The sequence below is a fragment of the Cupriavidus sp. 05N39 genome (assembly GCF_056397325.1).
Genome location: NZ_JBFTNE010000209.1, coordinates 1 through 6999, shown reverse-complemented (window position 1 = coordinate 6999; position 6999 = coordinate 1). Strand labels below are relative to the sequence as shown.

At 69.0% G+C, this 6999-nt stretch carries 2 protein-coding genes and 2 pseudogenes; all 4 read left to right on the top strand.

What is annotated here, in order from left to right; genetic code table 11:
• Nucleotides 1–2892: ImcF-related family protein (locus AC1DN0_RS40495; RefSeq protein WP_477146572.1), on the top strand; the 2892-nt coding region annotated here is incomplete at its 5' end.
• Between the two features lie 26 nt (nucleotides 2893–2918).
• Nucleotides 2919–4195 (top strand): annotated as a pseudogene (locus AC1DN0_RS40490) (type VI secretion system domain-containing protein).
• A 23-nt stretch (nucleotides 4196–4218) separates the two neighbouring features.
• Nucleotides 4219–6034, top strand: a pseudogene (tssF, locus tag AC1DN0_RS40485) (type VI secretion system baseplate subunit TssF).
• Between the two features lie 74 nt (nucleotides 6035–6108).
• On the top strand, nucleotides 6109–6999 hold an 891-nt coding region (gene tssG, locus AC1DN0_RS40480), incomplete at its 3' end, for a type VI secretion system baseplate subunit TssG (RefSeq protein WP_477112232.1).

The following is a 6999-nucleotide window of genomic DNA, read 5'->3' as shown; positions in this document are numbered from 1 at the left end:
GATGTGGCGGAGGCGAGAACGGCGGCCCACGGCCTCATGCCGGTCATCAGTTGCGAGTTGCCGCGCCAGGYGGATGCGGACGCCATCGATGACGCGTTGCGCACGCTGCGCGACCAGCTGGCGCAGCGCGTGGTCGCGCAACTGATGGCGGGCAATCGCGACCGCTATATGGGGGAGCTTTCCCAGCGGCTCGACACCCGCGGCAAAGCGCTCGCCGACTGGATCGCCGGATTGGGGGGCCGGCAGCGCCGGCGCATCCCCGTGGACGGTATCGTCTTTGCGCCGTATCCACGGCCTGTCGCCGGCGACGCGAGCGTGCAGAGCAGCATCGACCTGCCGCTCTGGCATTACCTGGGCGAAGCCGCCCGCCGCCATCCGGGACGGCGCGTTGGCTGGCACCCGGTCACGGTGTCTGCCATCGTGTGCCTGACGGCCATCGGCTTGTGGGGCGCGGGCATGCTGGTGTCCAGCGTTCTGAACGGGCGGGACATCCACGCCGCCCGGCAATCCGTGAACGACTTTCAGTCGGCCCCCAACCCGGCGGCCCGCCTGCGCGCGCTTCTTGCCTTGCAGCAGCAGATCGAGCGCTACGAGTACCGTACCCAGCATCATGCGCCGCTTGCGACCCGCTTTGGCCTGAATCGCGATCCGGCGATCCTCGCCGCGCTGTGGAAGCCCTACGCGCAGGCCAGCCGCGAGCTGCTGGTCGCGCCCGTGCAGCGGGATCTGGAGGCGTCGCTGGTGGATCTTGCGCAACTGCGCACCACGGTGCTGGATGCGGTAACCAACCGGGTGGCGTTGAGCGGCCACCAGGCGCTCAAGACCTATTTGATGCTGGCCAACCCCGAACGCGCCGAGCCGGCTTTCCTGGCCCCGCAACTGGTGCAGCACTGGTCCACCGATGCCCGGATGACCCCGGGCGAGCGGCAGGACCTTGCCGAGCGCTTGCTCACCTTCTATGCGGAGCATTTGAAGGCCAACCCGGCAGGACACATCGAGCCGCGGCCCGAACTGGTCGCCGGCGCCCGTCAGACGCTGCTGGCCGTGATCGGCGAGCGCAATGCCGAGGACACCGTCTATCGGGGCGTGATCCAGGCCTTTGGTGAGCACGCTGGCAGCAAGTATCCGGACCAGACCCTGGCCGCGCTGACCGCCGGCGCCGATCCCCGGGGGCTGGTGCGAGCCGCGGCCATCGTGCCGGGGGTCTTCACCCGCCAGGCCTATGAGGGCTATGTCGCCCCCGCGATCGAGCAGGCCGCCAAGCGCACGGAGATCGCCAATGACTGGGTGCTGACCGATGGCAAGCCGCAGCAGCAGCAGCAGCAGACTGAGAGCCGTTCGGCCGAAGCGCTGCAGGCGGCCCTGACCGAGCAGTACTTCGCCGATTACGCGGAGCATTGGCAGGGCTTCATGAACAGCCTGCAATGGGAGGCCGCGCCGACCCTGCCCGCTGCGATCGGGCAGCTCAAGCTGATGGCCGACGCGCGCCAGTCGCCCGTCATCGCGCTGATGAAGTCGCTCGAATACCAGGGCGGCGCCGGCGCCCGCAAGGACTCGCTGTCCGATACGCTGGTGGCCAAGACGCAGGACCTGCTCGGCAAGAAGCCGGCGGGGCCCGAGGTGGCGAAGCCGGACGCGGCGGGGCCGCTGGGCGCGGCCTTTGGCCCGGTGCTGCGGCTGGTGGCGCAGGGTCAGCCCGGCAGCGCCAGCGCGGGCACCAGCGGTGACCTGAGTCTGCAACGGTTCCTTGACCGCGCGACGGCACTGCGCCTGCGCCTGCAGCAGGTCGGCAACAGCGCCGATGCCGATGCGCAGGCCCGTCAGATGGCGCAGGCGCTGTTCCAGGGCAAGGGCTCGGAACTGGCCGACACCCAGGCCTATGCGCAACTGATGGCGGCGAGCCTCGGCAGCCAGTGGGCGGGCATGGGCGAGACGCTGTTCGTGCGGCCCATCGCGCAGGCGACGCAGACGGTGCTGCGACCGGCGCAGGCGAGCTTGAACGACGCGTGGCGCCAAAGCATCGCGATGACATGGAGCCGCTCGTTCTCCGGACGCTATCCGTTTGCGGACACCGCCAACGATGCCTCGCTGGCCGAGCTGGCGCGCTTCCTGCGCCCGCAAAGCGGCTTGATCGGGTCCTTCCTCGGCACGCAGCTGGCGGGCGTGCTCGAGCTGCAGGGCGATCAGTGGCTGCCGGCAGCTACCGGCGGGCAGGCGCAGTCCTTCGATCCGGCCTTCCTCAACGCGATCAACACCTTGCAGCGCATGGCGGCGCACCTGCTGGCGCAGGGCGAGCCGCAGTACCGCTTCGAGTTCAAGCCGATCCCCACCCCGGGCCTGACCGACACGCTGCTGACGCTCGATGGGCAGACGCTGCACTACTACAACCAGCGCGAGACATGGCAGGCAATGCGCTGGCCGGGCAACAACCTGCAGGACCCGGGTACCCGGCTGCAATGGCAGACCGAGCGCGCCGGCACCAGCAAGAGCTACGAGTTCGGCGGCCGCTGGGGCCTGGTGCGGATGCTGGAGCGCGCGCACGTCGAACCGGTGGATAGCGCGAACTACCAGCTGACGTGGCAGGCGAGGCCGGACGCGCTGGATGCGCCGGAAACGCTAGAAGGGCCAGGCGCACCGAAGGCCCCTGCCGAGAACCGGGCCGATGCGCACGGTCGGACCTTCGCCGAAGATCCCGACAGCCTGACGGCGCGCAGCGCCCAGGCGCCTGTTGCGGCGGACGTGACCTATCCGGTGCGCTACCTGATGCGTACCGAGGTCGGGCAGGGGCCGCTGGAGATGCTGGCGCTGCGGGGCTTTGTGCTGCCAACGCGGATCTTCGTGGGCCGGGAGCCGCTGGCGGCGGCCCGCGATACACCCGCCCTGCGCAAGTAGAGATAGACAGGGACAAACGACAAACCATGTTCAACAAGCTCCTCAACGCGCTCTTCGGCGCGCGTGCCCCTGCGGATCTCGCTCGCTCCACACAGGCGCGCTGGGACCCATGGCTGCAACCCATCCGTCCCGACGCTCCGGCCGGCGACGATCCGGGCTACGACGACGACTTCCTCGCCATCAAGGAGGAGGTGGCCAAGCTGTCCGGCGTGAACGACACGCTGATTGTCGAGTCCGCCGAGCGGCTGCTCAAGCTGACCGCCAAGGACGTGCGCCTTGCCGTGTATTACGTCTACGGGCGCATGCGGCGCGATGGCGCCGAAGGGGTCGCCGCTGGCTTCGAGTTGCTGTCGGCACTGGTCGACCGTTTTGGCGCCCGGCTGCTGCCCGCCCGGGCCGAGAGCCGCAAGGCGGCACTCGAATGGCTGGCCGGCGCGACGTTCACGGACCGGCTCGACCGGGTGCCGGGCCTGGCCGGCGCGCAGCTGGAACGTACCCTGTCGGCACTGGCGCTGATTCTCGAGCGCACGGCGCAGTGGCCGGAACCGGCTCGCCCGGCGCTGGATGGGCTCATCCGTCGCTTCGAGGGCCGGGTCGAGTCACCGTCGGCCGCCGGCAACCCTGGTGGGGATGCGCCATCCGGGCCGGCGGCCGCCTCGGTCCTGCCAGCCTTGGGCGAGGTGGCCTCGACGCGCGATCTGCTGGATCGGGCGCGCCAGATGGCGCTGTACCTGCGCCAGCAACCGCAGGGCTACCTCGCGGCCTACCGCCTGATGCGCTGCGTACGGTGGGATACGTTGACCGAGATCCCGCCGCACGAGCACGGCGGCAAGACGCGCCTGGTGGCGCCGCGCGCCGAACTGTCGAGCGCGGCGAGCCCATGGTGCCGGTATCGGTCGCGTCCGCCAGCACCGACTGGGCGGAGACGGAAGCCCAGGCGGCGGACCTCGCCGCCCAAYAGAGCCTCGATGCCGCGTTCGCCTGGTTGCAGGGCCTGCCGGCGCCGGACGGTGAGCGCGACCGCTTCGTGCGGCAACTGGTGATGGCGCGCGTGGCCGAACGTGCGGGTCGCGCGGACACGGCGTTGCACTTGCTGGGCGCCCTCGAGGTGAACGCGCAGCGCTTTCAGCTGGCCACCTGGGAGCCTTCGCTCGCGTTCGAGGCCAAGCAGCAGCTGCTGCGGTTGYTCAAGGCCCGCATGACGCGCAAGGACGCGGACAAGGTCGCTCTTGCTCAACGTATCGAAGCCCTGCTCGGCGATCTGACCGCCATCGACCCGGCCCGTGCCGTGGCCATCGCCTGACCGGCGAGTTAACTGACAGCCTCATGACCGATCCCACCCAAGACAACGAAATCCTGCGCTACTACGAAGCGGAGATGCGCTACCTGCGCGAAGCCGGCAAGGAGTTCGCCCAGGCGTTTCCCGACCGTGCGCGCATGCTCAATATTGACGGCATCGGCGAGCGCGATCCCCATGTCGAGCGGCTGTTCGAGGGCTTYGCCTTCCTGRTGGGGCGGCTGCGCCATAAGCTGGACGACGAGCTGCCGGAGCTGACCGAAGGGCTGGTCAGCATGCTGTGGCCGCACTACCTGCGCATGATCCCGTCGCTGTCGATCCTCGAGTTGTCCCCGACCMTTGACACGYTGCAGCGCCACGAAACCGTGCCGGCCGGACTGGAGGTGCTGTCCGACCCTGTGCCGCTTGGCACGCAGGCAGCCGGTGGCAATGATGCCGTGCAATGCATCTACCGGACCACGCAAGCRGTCGACTTGTACCCGCTGCGCCTGACCGAGGCCAACGCCTATGCGCGCGAGGATGGCCGCTCGGTGATCCGGTTCAGGCTCGAACTACAGGCGCAGGCACTGCGCGAGCCRCTGGCGGTGCCGCGCCTGCGGCTCTACCTCCATGCCGACCGGCCATTGGCACTGGCGCTGTATGCCGCGCTGACCGCCCGGCCGCTGGCCATGCAGGTGCGCATCCCCGGCTACCCGGAGCAACGCCCGGGCGCGTCCCAGGCGATGCCCGGCCTGGCGCTGGAAGCGGCCGGCTTCGACGCGCAGGCACGCCTGTGGCCCAAGCCGGACAATGCTTTTGGTGGCTACCAGCTGCTGCTGGAGTACTTCACCTTTCCCGAGAAGTTCATGTTCGTGGATCTGGTGGGGCTGGACATGGGCGCCATCCCGCCAGGTACCGGGCATGTTGACGTGGAGGCGGTACTGRCCAGGCCGTTCCCCGACGACATGCGCTTCTCGGCGGAGAACGTGCGGCTCTTCTGCACGCCCATCATCAACCTGTTCGAACTGGAAGCCGACCCGATCACGGTCACGCACGTCGAGACCGAGTACCGGGTGCGGGCCATGGAGCAACACGGGCAGCATGTCGAAGCGTACTCGGTCGATACCGTGCGCGGCTTCGAGGCAGCGAGCGGCGCGCGCTTCGAGTACGCGCCGTTCGCGGCCTTTCGCCACCGGGGCGGCATGCTGCGCCATGAGATGCCCGAGCGCTACTTCCACACCCGGGTGCGCCGCGGTCCCTCGGGCAGGTTCGACACCTGGGTGGTGCTCGGCGGCCATGCCTGGGAGCAGCAACAGACCCTGCCCCAGGAGACGCTGTCGCTGTCGGTCACGGGCACCAACGGCATGCTGCCCCGCAAGGGTCTGCGCGAGGCCGGCATTACGCGTATGCAAAACGGGTTCGCCAACATCGGCGCGGTGCGCAACCTGACCGCACCGACCCTGCCGGTGTACCCGCCCACCGCCGACCGCTTCCACTGGCGCGTGCTGTCGCACCTGGCGCCAAACTACCTGTCGCGCCGAGGTCCTGCGCGGCAGTCTTGCCCTCTACGACTGGACGGAAGGCGAGATGAACCGCCGGCGCATCGATGCCATCACGGACGTGCGGCACCGGCCCCTGCAAAAGCTCGTTAAAGGCGGCCTGCTGCGCGGCGTGGAGATCGAGGTATCGCTGGACAGCACCCGTTTCGCCGGCGAGGGCGACGTCGAGCTCTTCGGCGAGATGCTCAACCGGTTCCTGTCGCTCTATGCCACGCTGAACCTGTATACCCGGCTGGTGATCGTGTCGCAGCCAAGCGGCAAGCGGCTCGCATGGCCCGACAGCAAGGGCGAGGGGGCACCGTTTTGAGCCTGCCGAAACTGACAGCAACGCAGGCGCAGGAGAGCGCATTGCTGCCGGCGCTGCTCGCCCATGCGCCGCAGATGAACTTCTTCCGGCTCTGCGAGCTGATCGAACTGGCCGCGCCGCAGCAGCCGCCATTGGGCACCACCGATTCTCCTGCCAACGAGCCCGTGCGGTTTCGCTCGCACGGACGGCTAGGCTTTCCCGGGCGGGAGATCGATGCGGTGGAGCGCGACAGCGACCACCCCGACCGGCCACCGGTCGTGCGGACAACCTTCCTGGGCCTTTACGGCGTGGATGCGCGCATGCCCTCCTACTTCGTGGACGAGATTGCCCAGCGCCGCGACGGGGCAGAGCCGTTGGCGGCCTTTCTGGACCTGTTTCACCACCGGATCGTCACGCAGTTCTACCGCGTTGCGCGCAAGTACCGCTATCCGGTGGGCTTCCGGCAGGGCGGACAGGACCAGGTGTCGTGTTATCTGCTGAGCCTGCTCGGGTTGGGCCTCGGCAAGCCGGGCGCCGGACAGGCGCGGACCGAAGAGACCGTCGGCACGCGCAAGCTGTTGTCGATGCTAGGGCTGGCCAGCCAGCGCACACGCACCGCCGAAGGCCTCGCCGGCGTGCTGCAGCATGCCGTGCCGGACGCGCGCATCACGGTGGAGGAGTTCCACCCGGTGTGGGTGCGCCTCGATGCCACCGAGCGGATGCCGCTAGGGGAAAACTGTGTGCTGGGACGCGGCTTCTACGATCGCGCAAACACCGTACGCGTGGTGATCACGCCACAGGACCGCGACTCGGTGCTGGGGCTGATGCCGGGCCGGACCATCCACCGGGAGGTGACGGCGCTGTTGCGCTTCTACCTGGGCTATGCAGCGCACGCGCATCTGGAGATGCATGTGAGGCCCGCGCTGATGCCGGCGCCGGCCTTGAATTCGGACCAGGTGAGCCTGGGCTACACCACGCAGCTCAGG